We start from the raw sequence: 22,465 nt of genomic DNA, 5'->3' as shown, positions 1-22,465 counted from the left end.
GACGATCCCGGTTCTGGCTTCGCTCGGCCGGAATGACGGCGGACCTTTCGGAGTGCTTGTTTCGCCGTGGAGTTGATAAGATGCCCGTCTACGAATACGCCTGCGACGACTGCGGACCCTTCACGGCGCTGCGCCCGATGGCGGCCTTCCAGGATCCGCACGCCTGTCCGCTCTGCGGCGACGAGGCGCCGCGGGTCATGCTGACCGCGCCGGCGTTGGCCGGAATGGATCCTTCCCGCCGCATCGCCATGGCGACCAACGAGCGCTCGTCGCATGCGCCGAAAAGCTCGAAAAGCCATGCGCCCGGCTGCGGATGCTGCTCCGGCCGCGGCTTGAAGACGCCGGCGAGCGCCGCCGCCCAGCCGCCCGCCGTCAAGAGCTTCCCCAACGCCCGGCCCTGGATGATCAGCCACTGACGGTCTGTCTGCTCATCTGCAGCTCCGGCGGCCATGGCGCCCCGAGCCGTCATTCCCGGCTTATCCGGGGAATTCAGGATGGACGATCGAGCGGCGGCGCGGGGCGGTGGACGCCCCGGATAAACGGCGCGTGACGAGCGATCGGATGACGCCCGGACGTTCTCAGGCGGGCCTTCAGGAAAACCCCGCCACCGCGTGCGGCGTGTAGGGCGCCTCCAGCGCCTCGATCTCCTCGGAGGTGAGGTCCAGCGTCAGCGCGGCCACCGCGTCCTCGAGATGATGCGGCTTCGAGGCGCCGATGATCGGGGCCGTGACCTCCTCCTTTTCGAGCACCCAAGCCAGCGCGACCTGGGCCCGCGGCACGCCGCGCGCCTTCGCGACCTGGCCTACCGCGTCAATCACCTTCGCGTCCGCCGCCTCGGTGGCCTCGAACAGCGTCTTGCCCACCACGTCGGTCTCCTGCCGACCGCTCGACGCGCCGGCCTCCCGGGTCAGCCGGCCGCGGGCGAGGGGGCTCCACGGCAGCACGCCGATTCCTTCGTCCGCGCAGAGCGGCAGCATCTCGCGCTCCTCCTCGCGGTAGAGCAGGTTCAGCTGGTTCTGCATGGACACGAATTCGGTCCAGCCGTTAAGGCGCGAGGTCGACAGCGCCTTGGCGAACTGCCACGCGTACATCGACGAGGCGCCGAGGTAGCGGACCTTGCCGGCCTTCACCACGTCGTGCAGCGCCTCCATCGTCTCTTCGATCGGCGTGCCGTAGTCCCAGCGGTGGATCTGGTAGAGGTCGACGAAATCGGTCCCGAGCCGCTTTAGGCTCGCGTCGATCGAGGCGAAAATCGCCTTTCGCGACAGCCCGCCGCCGTTCGGCCCCTTGCTCATGGGGAAGTAGACCTTGGTGGCGATCACCACCTCGTCGCGGGCGACGTAATCCTTCAGGGCGCGACCGAGGATCTCCTCGGAGGTGCCGTCGGAGTAGCTGTTCGCGGTGTCGAAGGTGGTGATGCCGAGATCGAGCGCCTTGGCGAGGAAGGGGCGGCTCTCGTCTTCGGGCAGGGTCCAGGCGTGGTTGCCGCGGTCCGGAACGCCATAGGTCATGCAGCCGAGCACGATCCGCGAGACCTCGAGGCCGGTGCGGCCGAGCTTCACATAGTCCATGGCGGGTCTCCCGATCCATCGCCCCGCCAAGTCGGGGCGGGCGGCGGCACGATAGGGCGTGGCCTAAGCCGGGGAAACCGCCGCCGGCGCTGTCCAGCCATCCCCGCCCGCCGGCCCGGCGGGCGTCCACGCGCAGTTATCGGTGGAAGGCTGCGGATTCCGGCGAGTCGTTAAGCCTTTGATGACTCCCCGCAGGCCTTTTAGAGACAGTCGAGGAGCGTTGCCGAGCGGTCACGGGGGCCCGAACGGCTTCGAAGCGTGTGAGTGAACGTATGCGTAGCGTTTTCGAACGACGGGCGAAGGTTTTCGCGCTCGTCCTCCTTCCCCTGTTTCTCGCAGGCTGCGGCTCCGCCTCGAAGGTGCGGCGCGTGAGCCTCAGCGACCGCGAGTGCATGGCGCGCGTCATGTACTTCGAGTCGAACCGGTCGAGCGACGACGGCATGCTCGCCGTCGGCACCGTCGTCATGAACCGCAAGGAGTCGGGGCGCTATCCCCGCACGGTCTGCGGCGTCGTCGGCCAGCCCAACCAGTTCGCCCCCGGCGTGCTCACCAAACCGATGACCGACAGCGGCCGCCCGCGCGCCTTCCGCATGGCGGAGGCCGTGCTGTCCGGCGCCAGGCACCCGCGCGTCGGCCGCAAGTCGATGTTCTTCCACACCGCCGGCTACCGGTTCCCCTACCGGAACATGCACTACGTCGCCGTGGCGGGCGGCAACTCGTTCTACGAGAAGCGCAAGCCGGAACTGGTCATGGCCTCGCAGGACGACGTGATGCGCCAGCAGATGGCGGCCGCCGGCAGTCTGACGGCTTCGACCGTCTGGTCGTCGTCCAACGCCGTTCGCGAGCGACCCATCGTCGTCGCCGACGCCCGGCCGGCCCGCTCGGCCCGCGCCCCCGTCCACGACGTGGAGACCTTCGGCTATCAGCCGCCGGCGGCCCGCCGGGCGCCGCCGGAGCCGACCTGGCGCGAAGCCAGGCTGGAGCCTCGCCGCGAACCGGCGGTGCGGCCGCAGGCGATCTACGATCCGCGTGAGGTGCCCGTCGTCGAGACCAGCCGCGAGCCCGTGTACGAGGCGAGGCCGGAGCCGTCCTACGAAGCGCCCCGCCGGACCGTCCGACTCGACGAGGCTCCCGTCATGGCCTCGGCCGGCCCTGTGTCGCTCGCCCCTGAGCCGCGGCCCGCGCCCCGGCAGAAGGCTCGCTCGATTGAGGATTTGATCGCGGCCTCGGAAGGCCTGCGCTGATCAATCGATAGGCGATCTCTATCGTCGACATGTTGAAAAGGCGCGCCGATCCGGCGCGCCTTTTTTTGCGTAAGGCCCACAACAAACAAGAGGTTTTGCTCTGCCAGGGTAGCGCGCGCGGCCGCGAGTTTGGAATTGTTACGTTTCGGACCCGCGGACGTCTTGCGCCTAAAGTGGCACGGGTCTAAGGCTCCCGATGTGCGGAGCGACGCGCGCCGATTTGGCGCATGTTCGAGGTTGGATCAGGGGCCGCGGCGCTGTCTCGCCCGGTCTTCGACACAGATGGAAGGTTCAGGCGCGCGATGACGAACCTGCTGGCCGACTACCTGCCTCTCGTCATTTTTCTCGCTGTGGCGCTCGTGGTCGGCCTCGCGCTTTTGGCCTCGCCGTTCCTGATCGCCTACCAGAACCCCGATCCCGAGAAACTCTCGGCCTACGAGTGCGGCTTCAACGCCTTCGACGACGCCCGCATGAAGTTCGACGTGCGGTTCTATCTCGTGGCGATCCTCTTCATCATCTTCGACCTCGAGGTCGCGTTCCTGTTCCCCTGGGCGGTCGCGTTCAAGGAGGTGGGGCTGTTCGGCTTCTGGTCGATGATGGCCTTCCTCGGCGTTCTGACGATCGGCTTCGTCTACGAGTGGCGCAAGGGCGCCCTCGAGTGGGATTGACCCGATGACCGCGAACCAGACCCTGGTCGCCGACGCCCCCAAGGGCCTCGTCGACGCCTCCGGCCGCCCGATCGGCCACGAAGACCGCTTCTTCCGCGAGGTGAACGCCGAGCTCTCTGACAAGGGCTTCCTCGTCACCTCGGCCGAAGACCTCATCACATGGGCCCGCACCGGCTCGCTGATGTGGATGACCTTCGGCCTGGCGTGCTGCGCCGTGGAGATGATGCAGGTCTCGATGCCGCGCTACGACGTGGAGCGCTTCGGGTTCGCTCCGCGTGCCAGTCCGCGGCAGTCGGACGTGATGATCGTCGCCGGCACGCTGACCAACAAGATGGCCCCCGCGCTCCGCAAGGTCTACGACCAGATGCCGGAGCCGCGCTACGTCATCTCCATGGGCTCCTGCGCCAACGGCGGCGGCTACTACCACTACTCCTACGCCGTGGTGCGCGGCTGCGACCGCGTGGTGCCGGTGGACATCTACGTGCCGGGCTGCCCGCCGACCGCGGAGGCTCTGCTTTACGGCGTGCTGCTTCTCCAGAAGAAGATCCGCCGCATCGGCACGATCGAGCGGTGAGGACGGAGCCATGAGCGCCTCTTCCCACGACGTCCTCGAGACGCTGGCCGCCCATATCGCGCAAGGCCTGGGCTCCGCGATCGTCTCCACGTCGGTCGCCTTCGGCGAGCTGACGCTGACGACCGAAGCCGCCCGGATCGTCGAGGTCGCGACCTTCCTGCGGGACGATCCCGCGTGCCGGTTCATCTGCTTCGTCGACGTCTGCGGGGCGGACTACCCCTCGCGCGAAAAGCGGTTCGACGTCGTCTACCATCTGCTGTCGCCGGCGAAGAACCTGCGCGTCCGCGTGAAGCTCGAAGCCGACGACGAGACGCCGGTGCCGTCCATCACGGGGGTCTTCCCCGGCGCGCTGTGGTTCGAGCGCGAGGCTTACGACCTCTATGGCGTGTTGTTCTCCAACCACCCCGACCTCCGCCGGCTCCTGACGGACTACGGCTTCGACGGCTACCCCCTGCGCAAGGACTTCCCGCTCACCGGCTTCGTCGAGGTCCGCTGGGACGACGAGGCCAAGCGGGTGGTCTACGAGCCGGTCCGCCTGAACCAGGAGTTCCGCAACTTCGACTTCCTCTCGCCCTGGGAAGGCACGGACTACGTGCTGCCCGGCGACGAGAAGGCGAAGCAGCCGAACTGAGGGACGGGCAATGGCGGCGGGCGAACGCATCTCCGGCAAGTGCCTCTGCGAGGCCGTGACCTTCGAGGCCACGCTGACAGACGGCGCGATGCACGTTTGTCATTGCTCAATGTGCCGGCGGTGGACGGGCGGCATGCTGACCTACCTGTCCGTCGACGTGGGGTCGCTCGACCTCCGCGGCGATGCGCTTTCGGTCTACCGCTCGTCGGAGTGGGGCGAGCGGGGGTTCTGCGCCCGCTGCGGCTCGTCGCTGTTCTGGCGCGCCGCGGACGGCTCGTCGGCCGACGTCTCCGCCCAGGCGGTCGACGACTCCGGCCGGTTCCCGTTCGCGAGCGAGATCTTCATCGACGATAAGCCCGGCAACTACGCCTTCGCCAACGAGACCCGCAAGGTCACCGGCGAAGAGTTCATGGCCAAGGCCCAGGAGTCTCACGCCGGTGGCTGAGCAGGACATCCGCAACTTCACGATCAACTTCGGCCCGCAGCATCCGGCGGCGCACGGCGTGCTGCGTCTGGTGCTGGAGCTCGACGGCGAGGTGGTCGAGCGCGTCGATCCGCACATCGGCCTGCTCCACCGCGGCACCGAGAAGCTGATCGAGGCCAAGACCTACCTGCAGGCGATGCCCTATTTCGACCGGCTCGACTACGTCGCGCCGATGAATCAGGAGCACGCCTTCTGCCTCGCCACCGAGCGCCTGCTCGGCGTCGAGATCCCGATGCGCGCGCAGCTCATCCGCGTGCTTTACAGCGAGATCGGCCGCATCCTCTCCCACCTCCTCAACGTCACCACGCAGGCGATGGACGTCGGCGCGCTGACGCCGCCGCTGTGGGGCTTCGAGGAGCGCGAGAAGCTGATGGTGTTCTACGAGCGGGCGTCGGGCTCGCGCATGCACGCGGCCTACTTCCGGCCGGGCGGCGTGCATCAGGACCTGCCCGACCAGCTCGTGGAGGACATCGACCGCTGGTGCGTGAGCTTCTACAAGGCGTTGGACGACATCGACCAGCTCCTGACCGAGAACCGCATCTTCAAGCAGCGCAACGTCGACATCGGCGTGGTGCCGCTGAACGAGGCGTGGGAATGGGGCTTCTCCGGCGTGATGGTGCGCGGCTCTGGCGCCGCGTGGGACCTGCGTAAGTCGCAGCCCTACGAGTGCTACGCCGACCTCGACTTCGACATCCCGGTCGGCAAGAACGGCGATTGCTACGACCGCTATCTCATCCGCATGGAGGAGATGCGTCAGTCGGCCCACATCATGCAGCAGTGCTGCGCGCGTCTGAAGACCGAACGCGGGCCGATCGCGACCCTCGACGGCAAGGTCGCGCCGCCGAAGCGGGCTGAGATGAAGCGCTCGATGGAGGCGCTCATCCACCACTTCAAGCTCTACACCGAGGGCTACCGAGTGCCCGAGGGCGAGGTCTACGCCGCCGTCGAGGCGCCCAAGGGAGAGTTCGGCGTCTACCTGGTCTCGGACGGCACCAACAAGCCGTACCGCTGCAAGATCCGGGCGCCCGGCTTCGCGCATCTCTCCGCCATGGACCATCTGTGCCGCGGCAACATGCTGGCCGACGTCTCCGCGATCCTTGGCTCGCTCGACATCGTGTTCGGCGAGGTGGACCGGTGAGGCTCTGTCACGTGCGCGCCGTCATGCCCGCACTTGCGGGCATCCACGACTTGGACACGCTGCGGCTTCGGGAAGTCGTGGATACCCGGACTGCGTCCGGGCATGACGTTGAGGGAATGGCCTGATGTCCGTCCGCCGCCTCGCCGAGGTCCAGCCCGCCGATTTCGCCTTCACGCAGGACAACCTGCAGTGGGCCGAGGGCCAGATCGCCAAGTATCCGGAAGGCCGGCAGGCCTCGGCCGTGATCCCGCTGCTGTGGCGCGCGCAGGAGCAGCACGGCGGCTGGCTGCCGGAGCCCGCGATCCGGCGCATCGCCGAGATGCTCGGCATGCCGACCATCCGCGTGATGGAGGTCGCGACCTTCTACACGATGTTCAACCTGAAGCCGGTTGGGGAGCACTTCGTCCAGCTCTGCGGCACGACCCCGTGCGCGCTGCGCGGCGCGAACGCGCTGAAGGACGTCTGCAAGAAGCACATAGGCGACCAGAACCACGTGACGGCGGACGGCAAGCTGAGCTGGCTCGAGGTCGAGTGCCTCGGCGCCTGCTCCAACGCCCCGATGGTGCAGATCAATTTCGACTACTACGAGGACCTCACGCCGGAGACCTTCGAGGCTCTGCTCGAGGACCTGCGCGCCGGCCGGCCGGTGAAGACCGGCTCGCAGACCGGCCGCTCCTGCTCGGCGCCCTTCGGCGGCGACACCTCGCTCACCGACGAGACGCTCTATGACGGCTCGGTGGTCGGCTCGTGGAAGAGCCGCTTCAGCGACGAGCACGGCAAGGGCGACGCGACCGTGACGGAGACGGCCGGCCGTCCGGAGCAGAACAGCCGTCCCGAAGCCACCGTCGCGAAGAGCGGCAAGGACGCCGAAGGCCAGCCGAGCGACAAAGCCAAGTCGGCGCCGGCCGTGACCGAGGACACAGCCTCCGGCTCGACCACGGTCGGAACCTCGCCGAAGACGCCGGCGTCGCCCGGCGCGGCGCCGTCCGAGAAGGGAGCGTGACGCCATGCTGACCGATCGCGACCGCATCTTCACGAACCTCAACGGCCGCCGCGGCGCCGACCTCGAGAGCGCGCTCAAGCGGGGCGCCTGGGACGAGACCAAGTTCCTGCTCGAAAAGGGCCGGGACTGGATCGTCGCGGAGATGAAGGCGTCGGGCCTTCGCGGCCGCGGCGGCGCGGGCTTCCCGACGGGCCTCAAGTGGTCCTTCATGCCGAAGCCGCAGGAGGGCCGCCCGCACTATCTTGTGGTCAACGCCGACGAGTCCGAGCCCGGCACCTGCAAGGACCGGGAGATCATGCGGAACGACCCGCATCTCCTGATCGAAGGCTGCCTGATCGCGTCCTTCGCGATGCACGCCAACGCCTGCTACGTCTACATCCGCGGCGAGTATGTGCGCGAGCGCGAGGCGCTTCAGCGCGCGGTCGATGAGGCCTATGCGGCCAATCTCGTCGGACCGAACAACAAGCACGGCTATCCCTTCGACATCTACGTCCACCACGGCGCCGGCGCCTACATCTGCGGCGAGGAGACGGCCCTTCTGGAGAGCCTCGAGGGCAAGAAGGGCATGCCGCGGCTGAAGCCCCCGTTCCCGGCGAACATGGGCCTCTACGGCTGCCCGACGACGGTGAACAACGTCGAGTCGATCGCAGTCGCCGGCACGATCCTGCGCCGCGGCGGCGCGTGGTTCGCCGGCATCGGCAAGCCCAACAACACCGGCACCAAGCTGTTCTCGATCTCCGGCCACGTCGAGCGGCCGTGCAACGTCGAGGAGGAGATGGGCATCTCCTTCCGCGAACTGGTCGAGAAGCACTGCGGCGGCATCCGCGGCGGCTGGGAGAACCTCTACGCCATCATCCCCGGCGGCTCCTCCGTCCCGCTGCTTCCCGAGCACCAGTGCCAGGATCTGTCGATGGACTTCGACACCCTGCGCAACCTGCGGTCGGGCCTTGGCACCGCGGCCGTGATCGTGATGGACAAGTCCACCGACATCGTCCGCGCCATCGCCCGCATCTCGCACTTCTACAAGCACGAGAGCTGCGGCCAGTGCACGCCCTGCCGCGAGGGCACCGGCTGGATGTGGCGCGTGCTGGAGCGCATGGCGGTCGGCCGCGCCGAGAAGCGTGAGATCGACATGCTGCTGGAAGTGTCCACGCAGGTCGAAGGCCACACGATCTGCGCTCTCGGCGACGCCGCGGCATGGCCGGTGCAGGGCCTGATCCGGCACTTCCGCCACGAGATTGAAAAGCGCATCGACGACTACGCTGCGAACCCCGCCCCGGGGGACTTCGCCGTGGCGGCGGAGTGAGGGGCGATGTTTCGGTACGCCGCTCTTGTGGGATGCCTCTTTCAAGCTTGGCTTTCGTCGCCAGCGTTTGCGCTTCCGCGAGAGTATTGCGCGGAAAGCGGAAATTCACGCCTTGTAATCTCTGATGCTATACCTCACGCCCAGTACAATGGCGGCTACTGTTACCGAGAAGTACCGGCTTCGATTGAGGGAAATGTAGTTATTAAGTGTGATCGAATGCGGTTGACGCTCATTGTGAAATTTTTAGACGTAGATACTATTCTAGTAAAAGATGGTGCCGGGCTAAATCCTGCTCCATTTCGAGATTGCATGGTAATGCGAGCGTCGCGAAGGGGGACGGGCTTATGACCAAACTCATCGTCGACGGCGCCGAGGTCGATGTCCCGGCCGAATACACCATCCTGCAGGCCTGCGAGGCCGCGGGGGCCGAGATCCCGCGCTTCTGCTTCCATGAGCGGCTGTCGATCGCCGGCAATTGCCGGATGTGCCTCGTCGAGGTGAAGGGAGGGCCGCCGAAGCCGGTGGCCTCCTGCGCCATGGGCGTGCGCGACCTGCGCCCCGGCCCGAACGGCGAGCCGCCGGTCGTCTCCACCCGCTCGCCGATGGTGAAGAAGGCGCGCGAGGGGGTGATGGAGTTCCTGCTCATCAACCATCCGCTGGATTGCCCGATTTGCGACCAGGGCGGCGAGTGCGACCTGCAGGACCAGGCCATGGCCTACGGCGTCTCGGGCTCGCGCTTCCACGAGAACAAGCGCGCGGTCGAGGACAAATACATCGGCCCGCTCGTCAAGACGACGATGACGCGCTGCATCCACTGCACGCGCTGCGTCCGCTTCGTGGCGGAAGTCGCCGGCTGCGCCGAGATCGGCGCCATCGGCCGCGGCGAGGACATGGAGATCACGACGTATCTGGAATCCGCCATGTCGTCGGAGCTCCAGGGCAACGTCATCGATCTCTGCCCGGTCGGCGCGCTGACCTCCAAGCCCTATGCCTTCCAGGCGCGGCCATGGGAGCTGAGCAAGACCGAGTCGATCGACGTGATGGACGCGCTCGGCTCCGCGATCCGGGTCGACGCCCGCGGGCGTGAGGTCATGCGCATCCTGCCGCGCACGAATGAGGACGTGAACGAGGAGTGGATCTCCGACAAGACCCGCTTCATCTGGGACGGCCTCCGCACCCAGAGGCTCGACAAGCCTTACGTGCGTGAGAACGGACGCCTGCGGCCCGCTTCCTGGCCGGAGGCGCTGGCGAAGGTCGCGGAGAAGATCAAGGGCGCGGACAAGTCGCGCGTGGGCGCGATCGTCGGCGACCTCGCGGCGGTCGAGGAAGTCTTCGCGCTCAAGGATCTGTTCGGCCGGCTTGGGGTGACCAACCTCGACTGCCGCCAGGACGGCTCGGCGCTCGATCCCGCGCTCGGCCGCGCGAGCTACCTCTTCAACGCCACCATCGCCGGCGTTGACCAGGCCGACGCGATCCTCCTGATCGGGACCAACCCGCGCCTCGAAGCGCCGGTGCTTAACGCCCGCATCCGCAAGCGTTGGCGGCTCGGCGACGTCCGCGTCGGCCTCGTGGGCGAGCGCGCGGACCTCACCTACGGCGCCGAGCATCTTGGCGCCGGAACGGGCTCGCTGACCGAGATCGTCGAGGGCAAGAGCGGCTTCGCCGAAGTCCTCGCCAAGGCCCAGCGGCCGCTCGTCATCGTCGGCGCCGGCGCGTTGGCGCGGGCCGACGGCCTCGCCGTGCTCGCCGCGGCCTCCAAGCTCGCGTCCGGCGAGAACGTCGCCGCTGGCTGGAACGGCCTGTCGGTGCTGCACACGGCGGCGTCCCGCGTAGGCGCGCTCGACCTCGGCTTCACGCCGGGGCAGGGGGGCAAGACCGCCGTCGAGATGGCGGCGCCCGGCGCGCTCGACGTGGCCTTCCTGCTTGGCGCGGACGAGATCGAAATCGCTCCCGGCGCCTTCGTCGTCTACCTCGGCACCCACGGCGACCGTGGCGCGCACCGCGCCGACGTCATCCTGCCGGGCGCGGCCTATGTGGAGAAGTCCGGCACCTACGTGAACACCGAGGGCCGCGTGCAGGTGGCGAACCGGGCGACCTTCCCGCCCGGCGAAGGCCGCGAGGACTGGGCGATCCTGCGGGCGCTGTCCGACGCGGTCGGCGCGCGGCTGCCCTACGACTCGCTGCCGCAGCTGCGGGCCGCGCTCTACGCCGCCCACCCGCATTTCGCTGAGGTCGACGAGATCGCAGCCGGCGAGCCCGCGGACCTGTCGGGCCGCGCGGGCGGCTCGCTCTCGGGCGACGCCTTCGTCAACGCCGTCTCGGACTTCCACCTGACGAACCCGATCGCGCGCGCCTCGGCCATCATGGCCGAGATGAGCGCGCTCAAGCGCGGGTCGCTCGCGCAGGCGGCGGAGTAAGTCGTGGACACCGTTCTTCAGATCCTGCTGATCCTGCTCCAGAGCGTGGCGCTGCTCGTCGCGCTCCTCGTGTTCATCGCCTACATCCTGCTGGCGGACCGCAAGGTCTGGGCGGCGGTGCAGCTCCGCCGCGGCCCCAACGTGGTCGGGCCCTTCGGTCTGTTCCAGTCCTTCGCCGACCTGCTCAAGTTCGTGCTGAAGGAGCCGGTGATCCCGTCCAGCGCGAACAAGGGCGTGTTCCTGCTCGCGCCGCTGGTGACCTGCTTCCTCGCGCTCGGCGCCTGGGCGGTCATCCCGCTCGCGGAGGGCTGGGCGATCGCCGACCTCAACGTCGGCATCCTCTACGTGTTCGCGATCTCCTCGCTCGGCGTCTACGGCGTCATCATGGGCGGTTGGGCGTCGAACTCGAAATACCCCTTCCTCGGCGCGCTGCGCTCGGCCGCGCAGATGGTGTCCTACGAGGTCTCGATCGGCTTCGTGATCATCTGCGTGCTGCTCTGCGTGGGATCTTTGAACCTCTCCGACATCGTGCGCGCCCAGGACACCGCCGCCGGCGTGTTCGGCTGGTACTGGCTGCCGCTGTTTCCGATGTTCGTGGTGTTCTTCATCTCCGCGCTGGCCGAAACCAACCGCCCGCCGTTCGACCTGCCGGAAGCGGAGTCGGAGCTGGTGGCCGGCTTCATGACCGAGTACGCCTCGACGCCGTACCTGCTGTTCATGCTCGGCGAGTACGTGGCCATCATGACCATGTGCGCGCTGACGACGATCCTGTTTCTCGGCGGCTGGCTGTCGCCGATCCCCTTCGCGCCCTTCACCTGGATCCCCGGCGTGTTCTGGTTCGTGGGGAAGATGTGCCTCGTCTTCTTCATGTTCGCGATGGTGAAGGCCTTCGTCCCGCGCTACCGCTACGACCAGCTGATGCGACTCGGCTGGAAGGTGTTCCTTCCGATCTCGCTCGCAATGGTCGTGATCGTGGCGGCGGTGCTGCAGTTCACGGGGTGGGCGCCGTGACTTTCGCCGGGGGCCTCGTCGGCCTCATGCTCGGGCTTGCGCTCGGCATGCTGTTCGGGCGCGTGGCTCTGCCGCGCGTGCTGGAGCAGCAGCGCCGCCGCGGAGGAATCCGGCGGCCGGACCTGCTCGAGGGTCCGACCCGGCGGGTCTACGCCATCGTGTTTCCTGGGCTGTTCGCGGTCGGAGGCGCCGTCGGCGGCGCAGCGCTCGGCGGGTATCTCGGCGGATGACGCCGGGACTCGTCGGGGCCGTTCTGGGAGCGGCGCTCGGCGCCGTGCTGGGCTGGCTCGGCGCGAAGGCGATCAACGCCGGGCTCGACCGGCAGATCGAGAAGGCGTCCCCCGAGGACGCGAGGAAGTTCACGACGGTCCGCCGGCTCGCCGGTCCGATCGTCATCGTCACGACGATCGTGGAGATCGCGGTCGTGGGCTACGTGGCGGCGGAATTGCTGGCGGGCTGATGACGGCTCGCAAACGAAACGAGGGTTGAGATGCGGCTCGATCAAGCGGCCCGCTCGCTGTTCCTGAAGGAGTTCGTGTCGGCGTTCTTTCTGTCGATGCGCTACTTCTTCCGGCCCAAGGCGACCATCAACTACCCCTTCGAGAAGGGCGCGATCTCGCCGCGCTTCCGGGGCGAGCATGTCCTGCGCCGCTATCCCAACGGCGAGGAGCGCTGCATCGCGTGCAAGCTGTGCGAGGCGATCTGCCCTGCGCAGGCCATCACCATCGAGGCCGGCCCGCGCCGCAACGACGGCACGCGGCGCACCACCCGCTACGACATCGACATGGTGAAGTGCATCTACTGCGGCTTCTGCCAGGAGGCGTGTCCTGTGGACGCCATCGTCGAGGGGCCGAACTTCGAGTTCGCGACCGAGACCCGCGAGGAGCTCTACTACGACAAGGAGCGTCTGCTCGCGAACGGCGACCGCTGGGAGCGCGAGATCGCGCGCCGCATCGCCCTCGACGCGCCGTACCGGTGAGGCGAACGATGCCGACCCGTCGCTCTGATCTTCCGCGCAAGGAACGCCGCGCATGAGTATGGCCCCGCTGTTCTTTTACCTGTTCGCGGGCGTCACCGTCGCGTCGGCGTTCATGGTGATTTCGTCAAAGAATCCCGTGCACTCGGTGCTTTTCCTCATCCTCGCCTTCGTGAACGCCGCCGGCCTCTTCGTGCTGATGGGCGCCGAGTTCCTCGCGATGATCCTGGTGGTGGTCTACGTCGGCGCCGTCGCGGTGCTGTTCATGTTCGTGACCATGATGCTCGACGTGGACTTCGCCGAACTGCGCGACGGCTTCCTGCAGTACCTGCCGATCGGCGCGCTGGTGGGGCTGATCGTGCTGGTCGAGCTGGTGCTGGTGGTCGGGACCTGGGGCGTCGGCGGGACGCCTCGCACGGTGGTCGCGCAGGCGCCGATCCCGACCGACGTCACCAACGCCGAGGCGCTCGGCCGCGTGCTCTACACCGACCACCTGCTGCTGTTCCAGGCCGCCGGCCTCGTGCTGCTGACCGCGATGATCGGCGCGATCGTGCTGACGCTGCGCGAGCGCCGGGTCGGCGTGAAGCGGCAGGACATCGCGGCCCAGGTCGCGCGCGGTCCCGCGACCGCGATCGAGGTCGTCAAGGTGCGCCCGGGCCAGGGCCTTTCGGAGACGGGGGCCTGATATGGCGATCGCGCTCGGACATTACCTGACGGTTGCGGCGATCCTGTTCACGCTCGGCGTGCTCGGCATCTTCCTCAACCGCAAGAACGTCATCGTCATCCTGATGTCGGTCGAGCTGATCCTGCTCGCGGTCAACATCAACCTGGTGGCGTTCTCGACGCACATCGGCGATCTCAAGGGCCAGGTGTTCGCGCTGTTCGTGCTGACCGTCGCGGCCGCCGAGGCCGCCATCGGCCTCGCGATCCTCGTCGTCTACTTCCGCAACCGCGGCACGATCGCGGTCGAAGACATCAACCGGATGAAGGGGTGAGGGGCGTCTCAGCCCCGACGGACCGCTGATGTACCATCTGATCGTCTTTCTCCCCCTTCTCGGCGCAATCCTCGCCGGCGTCATCGCGCTCGCCGGCGCCCGCAAGCGCCATCCCGGCGCCGTCGGTCCCGTCGACGCGTTCCACCACGCGCACGACCATGGCCACGCCGGCCATCACTCAGCGCATGCGCATGACCCGCATGCCCACGACGATCATGGCCACGACGACCACGGCCACGGGCCCGTCGAACCGGCGGCGCAGGGGTCCCGGCTCGCCGAGCTGATCACCACCGGCCTGCTGATGGTCTCGGCGCTGCTGTCGTGGATCGCCTTCATCGACGTCGGCCTGTCGGGCAACGACGCGCACGTCACGGTGCTGCGCTGGATCACCTCGGGCAGCCTTGCGATCGATTGGGCCTTCCGAGTCGACACGCTGACGGCCGTCATGCTCGTGGTCGTCACCTCGGTGTCGGCGCTCGTGCACCTCTATTCGATCGGCTACATGCACGAGGATCCGCACCGTCCGCGGTTCTTCGGCTATCTCTCGCTCTTCACCTTCATGATGCTCATGCTGGTGACGGCGGACAATCTCGTGCAGCTGTTCTTCGGCTGGGAGGGCGTCGGCCTCGCGAGCTACCTGCTGATCGGCTTCTGGTACCAGAAGCCCTCCGCCAACGCCGCCGCCATCAAGGCCTTCGTCGTCAACCGCGTCGGCGACTTCGGCTTCCTGCTCGGCATCTTCGCGACCTACGTCGTCTTCGACAGCGTGCAGTTCGCGACCATCTTCGCGGACGCGCCCGGCGCCGCCGAGAAGACGATCAACTTCCTCGGGCACGACTGGCACGCGCTCACCGTCATCTGCCTGCTGCTGTTCATGGGCGCGATGGGCAAGTCGGCCCAGCTCGGCCTGCACACCTGGCTGCCGGATGCGATGGAGGGCCCGACGCCGGTCTCCGCGCTGATCCACGCCGCCACCATGGTGACGGCGGGCGTGGTGCTGGTCGCGCGCATGTCGCCGCTGTTCGAGCACGCGCCCGACGCGCTGACGGTCGTGACGATCGTAGGCGCGACCACCGCGATCTTCGCGGCGACCGTCGGCCTCGTGCAGAACGACATCAAGCGCGTGATCGCCTATTCGACCTGCTCGCAGCTCGGCTACATGTTCGTCGCGCTCGGGGTCGGGGCCTACGGCGTCGCCGTGTTCCACCTCTTCACCCACGCCTTCTTCAAGGCGCTGCTGTTCCTCGGCTCCGGCTCCGTCATCCACGCGATGCACCACGAGCAGGACATGCGGAAGATGGGCGGGCTTCGTCGCCTCATCCCGCTGACCTACTGGATGATGGTGATCGGCACGCTGGCGCTGACCGGCTTCCCGCTGACCGCCGGCTACTTTTCCAAGGACGCGGTGATCGAGGCGGCCTACGCCGCGCACACCAGCGCCGGCATGTACGCCTTCGCGCTCACCGTCCTCGCGGCCCTGCTGACCTCGTTCTACTCCTGGCGCCTGATCTTCCTGACGTTCCACGGCGAGCCGCGGGCGTCGCTCGAGACCATGAGCCACGTGCACGAGAGCCCGCGCGTCATGACGGTGCCGCTGCTGGTGCTCGCCCTCGGCGCGCTGTTCGCCGGCCTCGTGTTCAAGTCGCGCTTCATCGGCGAGAAGTACGACGACTTCTGGAACGGCGCGCTGTTCACGGGCGAGCACAACGAGATCCTGCACCACATGCACGAGGTCCCGGCCTGGGTGGTGTACTCGCCGTTCGTGATGATGGTGATCGGCTTCGCTGTGGCCTGGCTGTTCTACGTGAAGAGCCCGGGCATCCCGGCGGCGCTCGCTCGCCGGCACGACCTGATCTACCAGTTCCTGCTCAACAAGTGGTACTTCGACGAACTCTACGACCTGATCTTCGTGCGCCCGGCGAAGTGGGTCGGCCGCTTTCTTTGGAAGACCGGCGACGGGCGGATCATCGACGGCCTCGGTCCGGACGGGATCTCGGCCCGCGTGATCGACGTCACCAACCGCGCCGTCCGCCTGCAGACCGGTTACGTCTACCACTACGCCTTCGCGATGCTCATCGGCGTCGCGGCCCTCTTCACCTGGTTCCTGATGCGGGGGCTGTGATGGACCGCGATCTTCGGACGGCGATGAACACGGGCCGTCATGCCCGGCTCTTCGCCGGGCATTTACGGCTTACCTTCAGGCGGGCGACGCTCAAAGTCGTGGATACCCGCGCTACGCGCGGGCATGACGGCCGCGAAGTTGCAGGAACTCCCCAATGACCGGCTGGCCCATCCTTTCGCTGCTGACGTTCCTGCCGCTGGTCGGCGTCTTCTTCCTGCTGATGATCCGCGGCACGGACGAGGCGAGCCTCCGCAACGTCAAGCACGTCGCGCTCTGGACGACGGTGGTGAACTTCGTCGTCTCGCTCGTGCTGTGGGCGAAGTTCGATCTCGCCGAGCCTGGCTTCCAGTTCGTCGAGCAGGCCGAATGGCTCGGCGCCTCGATCAACTACAAGCTCGGCGTGGACGGCATCTCGGCGCCCTTCGTGGTGCTGACCGCCTTCCTCATGCCGTTCTGCATCCTGGCGTCCTGGACCTCCATCACCCACCGGGTGAAGGAGTACATGATCGCGTTCCTGGTGCTTGAAACGCTGATGATCGGCGTGTTCTGCGCGCTCGACCTCGTGCTGTTCTACCTGTTCTTCGAGGCCGGCCTGATTCCGATGTTCCTGATCATCGGCATCTGGGGCGGCAAGCGCCGGGTCTACGCCAGCTTCAAGTTCTTCCTCTACACGCTGCTCGGCTCGCTGCTGATGCTCGTCGGCATCCTCGCGATGTACGGCGCCGCCGGCACCACCGACATCGTGGCGCTGCTCGCCTACAAGTTCTCGCCGGAGATGCAGACCTGGCTGTGGCTCGGCTTCTTCGCCTCCTTCGCGGTGAAGATGCCGATGTGGCCGGTCCACACCTGGCTGCCCGACGCGCACGTGGAGGCGCCGACCGCAGGCTCGGTCATTCTGGCGGGCATTCTGCTGAAGATGGGCGGCTACGGCTTCCTGCGGTTCTCGCTGCCGATGTTCCCGCTGGCGAGCGAGTACTTCGCCCCCTTCGTGTTCACGCTCTCCGTCGTCGCGATCGTCTACACCTCGCTGGTCGCGCTGATGCAGGAGGACGTGAAGAAGCTGATCGCCTACTCCTCGGTCGCGCACATGGGCTTCGTGACCATGGGCATCTTCGCGCTGAACGAGCAGGGCGTGCAGGGCGCCGTCTTCCAGATGATCAGCCACGGCGTGGTGTCCGGGGCGCTGTTCCTCTGCGTCGGCGTGGTCTACGACCGGCTGCACACCCGCGAGATCAAGGCCTTCGGCGGCCTCGTGAACCGTATGCCGTGGTACGCGGCGGCCTTCCTCGTCTTCACCATGGCGAATGTCGGCCTGCCCGGCACCTCCGGCTTCGTCGGCGAGTTCCTCACGCTCATGGGGTCGTTCCGGGCCAACACCTGGGTCGCGCTGTTCGCGACCACCGGCGTGATCCTGTCGGCCGGCTACGCCCTCTGGCTCTATCGCCGCGTGGTGCTCGGCGCGCTCGAGAAGCCGGAGCTGGCGGGCATCCCGGACCTCTCGCGCCGAGAGGTCGCGCTACTCGCTCCGCTGGTGGTTCTGACCATCCTGTTCGGCGTATGGCCGGCGCCGGTGATCGACTTCTCCGCCGCGTCCATCGACGGACTGCTCCAGCAGACCACCGCCGCCATCGAAAGCGCCGGCAAGGCCGCCGCCTTGGTGGGCCAGTGATGCGGCGTCGGATGCGCAAAGGCGCGGTCATCTCCTCCACGTCATGCCCGCGCCTACGCGCGGGCATCCACGACTTTGGGCGGCGCTCGACGACCCAGTCGTGGACGCCCCGCTGCGCCGGGCATGACGACGCGTGCGCTTCCGCGCGCCAGCGAAACTTCGATCAGGGCTGCTGACCATGGACGCCACAGCTTTCCCCGCCCTTGCGCCTGCGCTGCCGGAGATCATCCTGGCGGTCGGGTCGCTCGCGCTCGTCCTCCTCGGCGCCGTCATGGGCGAGCGCTCGACGCAGCTGATCAACGGCCTGGCGCTGGCCTTGCTGGCGGCGGCCGGCGTCGCCGTGGTCGTTGCGCCGGACGCGGTCACGTTCGGCGGCAGCTTCGTGCTGGACGGCTTCGCGCGCTTCATGAAGATCGTCGCCTTCATCGGCGCCTACGCGGCCCTGCTGCTGTCGTTCGACTACATGGAGCGGCTCAAGTTCGCCCGCTTCGAATACGCCATCTTGGTGGTGCTCTCGACCCTCGGCATGTCGCTGATGATCTCGGCGCACGACCTGATCGCGCTCTACCTCGGCCTCGAGCTGCAGAGCCTCGCGCTCTACGTCATCGCCGCCATCAACCGCGACGACGAGCGCTCGACCGAAGCCGGCCTCAAGTACTTCGTGCTCGGCGCGCTGTCGTCCGGCATGCTGCTCTACGGCGCGTCGCTGGTCTACGGCTACACCGGCGCCGTCGGCTTCGCCGACATCGCGGAGGCGCTAAAGTCCGGCGAGGCATCGCTGGGGCTTATCTTCGGCGTGGTGTTCTTGATCTCGGGCTTCGCGTTCAAGGTCTCGGCGGTGCCGTTCCATATGTGGACCCCGGACGTCTACGAAGGCGCGCCGACGCCGATCACCGCCTTCTTCGCCTCCGCCACCAAGGTCGCCGGCATGGCGATGTTCGTGCGCGTGATCATGGAGGCCTTCCCTTCGGTCACGACCGAGTGGCGGCAGGTGGTGGTGTTCGTGGCGCTGGCCTCCATGGCGCTCGGCTCGTTCGCGGCGATCGGCCAGAAGAACCTGAAGCGCCTGATGGCCTACTCCTCGATTGGCCACATGGGTTACGCGCTGGTCGGCCTCGCCGCCGGCACGCCCGAGGGCGTTCGCGGCGTCATGATCTATCTCGCGATCTACATCGCCATGACGCTCGGCGCCTTCGCCTGCATCCTCTCCATGCGGCTCAGGGACGGCTCCTACGTCGAGAGCATCTCCGACCTTGCGGGCTTGTCGCGCACCAAGCCAGCGATGGCCTTCGTGCTGGCGATGATCCTGTTCTCGCTCGCGGGCATCCCGCCGCTCGCCGGCTTCTTCGCGAAGTTCTACGTGTTCTACGCCGCGGTGAACGCCGGGCTTTACCCGCTTGCGGTCGCCGGCTTCGTGCTGTCGGTGGTTGGCGCGTTCTACTACCTGCGCATCGTCAAGATCATCTACTTCGACGAACCGACGGTGGCCTTCGAGCCCATGAGCTTCGGCGCCAAGGCCGTGCTGACGCTCGCAGGCGGCTTCACGCTGCTGTACTTCGTGTACCCGGGCCCGCTCACCGCCGCCGCTGGGGCGGCGGCGCAGTCTCTGTTCTGAGGTGAGGGCGGCCGGGGCCTCGACTGTCCCGCTGGGAGCCGGCGAGTTGGCGATAGAACTGGTCGCGCTGGCTCACGACGGCCAAGCGCGACTTTGGCAGCATGTCGCCTTGGTGCAGGGCATCCTTAGTCTTCAGGCCGCCCTTAGCGTATCGGGATTGGTCTTCACCGGGCCGAGGTTTGGGGTCGCTGCGAGAGCTCTCTTCATCGCGGCGTTTCTGTCACTTTCGCTTTTCAATCCAATCACGGGCTTTGAAGTGACCGCGCCGGGGTCATCCGATTTTCTCTGGAGCGCGTTCGTTTTTGGGCTAGGCGTTCTAGCGATAGCGTGCGTCGGTATCGCTCTTCGCAAACGTGCCGCTGGCCGGTCGCGAGCGCTACTCCTGATTTTCGCCGCGGTCTTGTTCGCCGGTAACGCCTTACTGGTTCCCGGTTGGGTCGAGGCGGCGAATTAGGTGACCTTTGCCCTGGGCCCCACGGCGGTCGCCGCCGGCCATGCGCTTCACGCCTACGACACGGTCGGTTCCACCAACGCCGAGGCGCTGGCGCTCGCCCGCGAAGGCCGCGGCCCGGCGTGGGTCGTCGCGCGGGCGCAGACGGCGGGGCGGGGGAGGCGGGGCAGACCGTGGTCGACGGGACGCGGCAATCTCGCCGCGAGCTTCGGCGCGACGCTCGGCGTCCCGGCCGCGACCGCGGCGACGCTCGGGTTCGTGGCGGGCCTTGCGCTGGAGCAGGCGCTGCGGGCCGTCGCGCCCTCGCTGAGCCAGCCCACCACGCGGCCGGAGCTGAAATGGCCGAACGACGTGGTCGTCGACGGCGCGAAGCTCGCAGGCATCCTGCTCGAGGCCGACGCCTCGGCGCCCGGGCAGGTGGCGATCGCCGTCGGGATCGGCGTCAACGTGGCCTCGGCGCCCGAAGGATTGCCCTATCCGGCGGCCTCGCTCGCCTCCCGCGGCGACGACACGACGGCGGAACAGCTTTTCGTCGCGTTGACGGACGCCTTCGCCGCGTGGTTCGACACATGGGACGACGGGCGCGGCTTCGCAAAGGTGCGCAAAGGCTGGATGGCGCGCGCGGCGGGCCTGGGATCGACGGTCACGGTCGATCTGGGCGCCCGCATTGCGCAGGGCGTGTTCGAAAAGATCGATGACGACGGCCGCCTCGTGCTACGAGGCGCAGATGGAACGCTTGTCACAGTAAGTGCTGGCGAGGTTTGCTTCGGAACCGCAGCGACGGTCCGGGAATAAGGGCGGGAATGGCGCAGGATCTGGTTTTCGTTCCCCTCGGCGGCGTCGGGGAGATCGGCATGAACGCCGGCCTCTACGGCTTCGGCGAGGGTCGCAAGCGGCGTTGGCTGATGGTCGACTGCGGCGTCACCTTCGGCGATCAGGTCACGACGCCCGGCGTCGACCTGATCATGCCGGACATCCGCTTCGCCAAGGCCCAGGGCGGCGCGCTCGAAGCGATCATCCTCACCCATGCCCACGAGGACCACTACGGCGCGCTGCTCGACCTCTGGCCGCAGCTGAAGTGCCCGGTCTACGCCACGCCCTTCGCCGCGGGCCTTCTCGCCGCAAAGCGCTCCGCCGAGCGCGACGCCCCGAAGATCGACGTGCGCGTGGTGGCCGAAGGCTCGCGCTTCCCCGTCGGGCCGTTCGACGTCGAGCTGATCTCCGTCGCGCACTCGATCCCGGAATCGACCGCGCTCGCGATCCGCACCCCGGCGGGCATCGTGGTCCACACCGGCGACTGGAAGATCGATCGCACGCCTGTGCTCGGCCGGCCCACCGACGAGGCGCGCTTCCGCGCGATCGGCGAGGAGGGCGTCGCGGCCATCGTCGGCGATTCGACCAACGCGCTTCGCGAAGGCATCTCGCGGTCCGAGTCCGAGGTCGCGGAGAGCCTCGCCGCCCTCATCAAGTCGGCGCCGGGCCGCGTCGCCGTCACCACCTTCGCCTCGAACGTCGGCCGCCTGCGCGCGGTGGCGGACGCGGCGCTCGCCGCCGACCGGCAGGTGGTCCTCGTCGGCCGCGCGATGGCGCGCGCCACGGAGGTCGCCCGCGAACTCGGCTATCTCGAAGGCGTTCCGGACTTCCTCAGCCCCGACGCCTTCGGCTACCTGCCGCGCAACAAGGTCGTCGCCCTCATGACCGGCAGCCAGGGCGAGCCGCGCGCCGCTCTCGCCCGCGTGGCCGAGGGCGACCACCCGGAAGTGACCCTCGCCAAGGGCGACCGGGTGATCTTCTCCTCGCGCGCCATCCCGGGCAACGAGAAGGCGGTCGGCCGCATCATCAACAAGCTCGTCGAGGGCGGCGCGGACGTCATCACCGACCGCACCCACTTCGTCCACGTCTCCGGCCATCCGCGGCAGGAGGAGCTGGCCATGCTCTACGGCTGGATCAAGCCGCAGGCGCTGGTGCCGGTCCACGGCGAAGAGGTGCACCTCGACGGCCACGCCGAGTTCGCCAAGGCCATCGGCGTTCCCAAGGTCGTGCGGGTCCGCAACGGCGACATCGTGCGCCTTGCGGGCGGGCCGGTCGAGATCGTGGACAACGTCCCCACCGGGCGGATGCTCAAGGACGGCCGCGTGATGATCTACGCGACCGAGCAGACCATTCCCGAACGCCGCAAGCTCGCCTTCGCCGGCGTCGTGTCGATCGCGATCGCCTTCAACGAGCGCGGCGACGTGGCGGGGGAGGTCTCGATCCGCTTCACCGGCCTGCCGCCGCGCGACGACGAGGGCACCTTGATGCCCGAGGTGCTGCGCGACACGGTTTTGGATTGCCTCGACGGCCTGTCGCGCCAGAAGCGGCGCGACGCCGGCCTGGTCGAGAAGGCGATCGAGCGCGCCGTCCGCGGCGAACTGCAGACGGTATGGGGCAAAAAGCCAATATGCCACGTCAGCGTGGTGGGGGTATGAGCGAGCGCTAGGAGCGCCCGCCGCCCAGCGCGTCATCCCGGCCGAAGCGATGAGCGGAGAGCCGGGATCGCCGTCGGCAGGCGCTTGATCCTGATCACGATCCCGGCTGTTCGCGGCTCAGC

At 67.8% G+C, this 22,465-nt stretch carries 21 protein-coding genes and 1 pseudogene; 21 read left to right on the top strand and 1 reads right to left on the bottom strand.

What is annotated here, in order from left to right; translation table 11 throughout:
* Positions 1-80: 80 nt before the first annotated feature.
* On the top strand, positions 81-416 hold the full coding sequence (locus tag METY_RS03960; protein WP_103120068.1) for an FmdB family zinc ribbon protein: 336 nt from the start codon (positions 81-83) through the stop codon (positions 414-416).
* A gap of 174 nt (positions 417-590) precedes the next feature.
* On the opposite strand, the gene METY_RS03955 is transcribed toward METY_RS03960, so the two are convergent.
* A complete protein-coding gene (locus METY_RS03955; RefSeq protein WP_103120067.1) occupies positions 591-1,571 on the bottom strand; it encodes an aldo/keto reductase in 981 nt (326 codons plus the stop codon).
* Positions 1,572-1,843: 272 nt separating this feature from the next.
* Between METY_RS03955 and METY_RS21740 the strand changes: the two are divergent.
* The 20 genes and pseudogenes from METY_RS21740 to METY_RS03850 all read left to right on the top strand — a co-directional run.
* Positions 1,844-2,389: pseudogene (locus METY_RS21740) on the top strand (cell wall hydrolase); the annotation flags it as partial.
* 728 nt (positions 2,390-3,117) lie between these two features.
* Positions 3,118-3,483, top strand: a complete 366-nt coding sequence (locus METY_RS03945) for an NADH-quinone oxidoreductase subunit A (RefSeq protein WP_103120065.1) — start codon at positions 3,118-3,120, stop codon at positions 3,481-3,483.
* A gap of 4 nt (positions 3,484-3,487) precedes the next feature.
* The gene (locus METY_RS03940; RefSeq protein ID WP_103120064.1) at positions 3,488-4,057 is read left to right on the top strand and encodes a NuoB/complex I 20 kDa subunit family protein; all 570 of its coding nucleotides are present in this window, start codon (positions 3,488-3,490) and stop codon (positions 4,055-4,057) included.
* A 10-nt stretch (positions 4,058-4,067) separates the two neighbouring features.
* Positions 4,068-4,688, top strand: a complete 621-nt coding sequence (locus METY_RS03935; protein WP_103120063.1) for an NADH-quinone oxidoreductase subunit C — start codon at positions 4,068-4,070, stop codon at positions 4,686-4,688.
* Between the two features lie 10 nt (positions 4,689-4,698).
* Positions 4,699-5,133 carry a GFA family protein gene (locus tag METY_RS03930; protein ID WP_103120062.1) on the top strand — a complete coding sequence of 145 codons (435 nt, stop codon included), beginning with the start codon at positions 4,699-4,701 and terminating at the stop codon, positions 5,131-5,133.
* Positions 5,126-6,310, top strand: coding sequence for an NADH-quinone oxidoreductase subunit D (locus METY_RS03925; RefSeq protein ID WP_103120061.1), 1,185 nt, complete (start codon positions 5,126-5,128; stop codon positions 6,308-6,310). The genes METY_RS03930 and METY_RS03925 overlap by 8 nt, the downstream gene beginning before the upstream one ends.
* 124 nt (positions 6,311-6,434) lie before the next feature.
* On the top strand, positions 6,435-7,313 hold the full coding sequence (nuoE, locus tag METY_RS03920) for an NADH-quinone oxidoreductase subunit NuoE (protein WP_103120060.1): 879 nt from the start codon (positions 6,435-6,437) through the stop codon (positions 7,311-7,313).
* A 4-nt stretch (positions 7,314-7,317) separates the two neighbouring features.
* Positions 7,318-8,619, top strand: coding sequence for an NADH-quinone oxidoreductase subunit NuoF (nuoF, locus tag METY_RS03915; RefSeq protein ID WP_103120059.1), 1,302 nt, complete (start codon positions 7,318-7,320; stop codon positions 8,617-8,619).
* A 344-nt stretch (positions 8,620-8,963) separates the two neighbouring features.
* On the top strand, positions 8,964-11,036 hold the full coding sequence (gene nuoG / locus METY_RS03910) for an NADH-quinone oxidoreductase subunit NuoG (protein WP_103120058.1): 2,073 nt from the start codon (positions 8,964-8,966) through the stop codon (positions 11,034-11,036).
* Between the two features lie 3 nt (positions 11,037-11,039).
* A complete protein-coding gene (gene nuoH / locus METY_RS03905) occupies positions 11,040-12,047 on the top strand; it encodes an NADH-quinone oxidoreductase subunit NuoH (RefSeq protein ID WP_020185825.1) in 1,008 nt (335 codons plus the stop codon).
* Positions 12,044-12,277, top strand: a complete 234-nt coding sequence (locus METY_RS03900; protein ID WP_146035651.1) for a hypothetical protein — start codon at positions 12,044-12,046, stop codon at positions 12,275-12,277. The genes nuoH and METY_RS03900 overlap by 4 nt, the downstream gene beginning before the upstream one ends.
* A complete protein-coding gene (locus METY_RS03895; protein ID WP_103120056.1) occupies positions 12,274-12,507 on the top strand; it encodes a hypothetical protein in 234 nt (77 codons plus the stop codon). The genes METY_RS03900 and METY_RS03895 overlap by 4 nt, the downstream gene beginning before the upstream one ends.
* Positions 12,508-12,537: 30 nt before the next feature.
* The gene (nuoI, locus tag METY_RS03890) at positions 12,538-13,026 is read left to right on the top strand and encodes an NADH-quinone oxidoreductase subunit NuoI (RefSeq protein WP_020185822.1); all 489 of its coding nucleotides are present in this window, start codon (positions 12,538-12,540) and stop codon (positions 13,024-13,026) included.
* A gap of 52 nt (positions 13,027-13,078) precedes the next feature.
* A complete protein-coding gene (locus METY_RS03885) occupies positions 13,079-13,708 on the top strand; it encodes an NADH-quinone oxidoreductase subunit J (RefSeq protein WP_103120055.1) in 630 nt (209 codons plus the stop codon).
* A 1-nt stretch (position 13,709) separates the two neighbouring features.
* Positions 13,710-14,018, top strand: coding sequence for an NADH-quinone oxidoreductase subunit NuoK (gene nuoK, locus METY_RS03880; RefSeq protein WP_103120054.1), 309 nt, complete (start codon positions 13,710-13,712; stop codon positions 14,016-14,018).
* A 28-nt stretch (positions 14,019-14,046) separates the two neighbouring features.
* On the top strand, positions 14,047-16,140 hold the full coding sequence (nuoL, locus tag METY_RS03875; protein ID WP_103120053.1) for an NADH-quinone oxidoreductase subunit L: 2,094 nt from the start codon (positions 14,047-14,049) through the stop codon (positions 16,138-16,140).
* Between the two features lie 154 nt (positions 16,141-16,294).
* A complete protein-coding gene (locus tag METY_RS03870; RefSeq protein WP_103120052.1) occupies positions 16,295-17,809 on the top strand; it encodes an NADH-quinone oxidoreductase subunit M in 1,515 nt (504 codons plus the stop codon).
* Between the two features lie 178 nt (positions 17,810-17,987).
* Positions 17,988-19,424, top strand: a complete 1,437-nt coding sequence (nuoN, locus tag METY_RS03865) for an NADH-quinone oxidoreductase subunit NuoN (RefSeq protein ID WP_103120051.1) — start codon at positions 17,988-17,990, stop codon at positions 19,422-19,424.
* A 454-nt stretch (positions 19,425-19,878) separates the two neighbouring features.
* Positions 19,879-20,670 (top strand): biotin--[acetyl-CoA-carboxylase] ligase, encoded by a 792-nt coding sequence (locus tag METY_RS03855; RefSeq protein WP_103120049.1) that lies wholly within the window; start codon positions 19,879-19,881, stop codon positions 20,668-20,670.
* 8 nt (positions 20,671-20,678) lie between these two features.
* Complete coding sequence (locus tag METY_RS03850; RefSeq protein WP_103120048.1) at positions 20,679-22,343, top strand: ribonuclease J; 1,665 nt, start codon at positions 20,679-20,681, stop codon at positions 22,341-22,343.
* Positions 22,344-22,465: the final 122 nt, after the last annotated feature.

It is taken from the genome of Methylopila sp. Yamaguchi (assembly GCF_002897035.1).
Taxonomy (GTDB): Bacteria; Pseudomonadota; Alphaproteobacteria; order Rhizobiales; family Methylopilaceae; genus Methylopila.
The sequence above is the reverse complement of the archived record's forward strand: the minus strand, read 5'-3'. Positions and strand labels throughout refer to the sequence as shown.